This window comes from Nocardia sp. NPDC004604 (assembly GCF_040609795.1).
In the GTDB taxonomy this organism is placed as follows: Bacteria; Actinomycetota; Actinomycetes; order Mycobacteriales; family Mycobacteriaceae; genus Nocardia.
Map to the genome: position 1 here is coordinate 1 of NZ_JBEXLC010000338.1, position 1287 is coordinate 1287.

At 65.0% G+C, this 1287-nt stretch carries 1 protein-coding gene; it reads left to right on the forward strand.

Going from position 1 to position 1287, the window contains the following annotated elements; all coding sequences use genetic code 11:
* Positions 1 to 72 precede the first annotated feature (72 nt).
* Positions 73 to 1226 (forward strand): IS3 family transposase gene (locus ABZW16_RS43965; protein WP_354962103.1). Its coding sequence is split into 2 segments (ribosomal slippage): positions 73 to 349 and positions 349 to 1226, totalling 1155 coding nucleotides; the frame shifts between segments, so codons are not numbered across the junction.
* Positions 1227 to 1287: the final 61 nt, after the last annotated feature.

Sequence of the window (1287 nt, forward strand, 5' to 3'; positions counted from 1 at the left end):
TGGCCTGTCCCCAGTGAATGGGACCGCTCGGTATTAGAGTCCTGTTGGCCCTGGTGAGGGCTGGAAGGGACGATGAGTGACATGGCAGGACGCAAGCGGCATTCCGCGGAGGAGATCGTGCGGAAGCTGCGCCGTGCCGACGAGTTGGCGGCGACCGGTATGTCCGGGGAGGAGATCGCCGCGGAGCTGGGGATCTCGGCGGCGACGATGTACAACTGGCGCCGCCAGTACGGCGGTGTGGACACCGATGCCGCGAAGGAACTCAAGGAACTGCGTGAGCAGAACGCGAGGTTGAAGCGGCTGCTCGCCGACGCGGAGTTGGAGAAGGACGCGCTGCGGGAGATCGCTCGGGGAAAATTCTGAGCCCGGCCGCCAGGCGGCGGGCGGTGGACATGCTCAAACAGGTGATGGGCATGTCGGAGCGGTTCGCGTGCAAGGTGGTTGGGCTGCATCGGTCCACGTATCGGCGGCTGCCGGCCGCGCAGACACAGGCCGATCCGGACACCGGTTTGCGGGCCTGGCTGCGTTCCTACGCCACAAAACATCAAGGCCATGGGTTCCGTCGAGCGTGGGCGGCGCTGCGGTTCGACGAGGGCTCGCAGGTGAACAAGAAGAAGGTGCACCGGCTCTGGCGCGAGGAAGGCTTACAGGTGCGCGAGCATTCGCCGCGCAAGCGGGCCGGGTGCTCGTCGGCGTCGCCGGTCGACGCCGACGCACCAAAGGTTGTGTGGGCGTTGGACTTCCAGTTCGACTCCACCGTGGACGGGCGGGCGGTGAAGATCGCGTCGATGATCGACGAGCACACCCGTGAGTCGCTGCTGCATCTGGTGGAGCGGTCGATCACCGCTGAGAAGCTGGTGGCCGAACTGGAGAAGGTGTTCACCGTGCGCGGCGGCCCGCCGAAGGTGCTGCGGATGGACAACGGTCCGGAGATGATTTCCCATGCGTTGCAACAGTTTTGCTCCGATCGGGTCGGGATCGTCTACATCCCGCCGGGCACGCCGTGGAACAACGGATTCATCGAGTCGTTCAACCGTCGACTGCGGTCGGAGTGCCTCAACCGCAATCACTGGACGAGTCTGCTCGAGGCGCGGGTAGTGATCGGCGACTTCAAGCTCGAACACAATCGGCGGCATCGACATTCGGCGCTGGGCTATCTCACCCCGGCCGAGTACGCTGCCCGCTGCAGCCACACCCACCACCCCGTGGCCTGCGACATCAACTGAAACTGGATCGAAAACAACCCGGACTCAAAGACCGGGTGGTCCCGTCATCGGGGACCGGTCA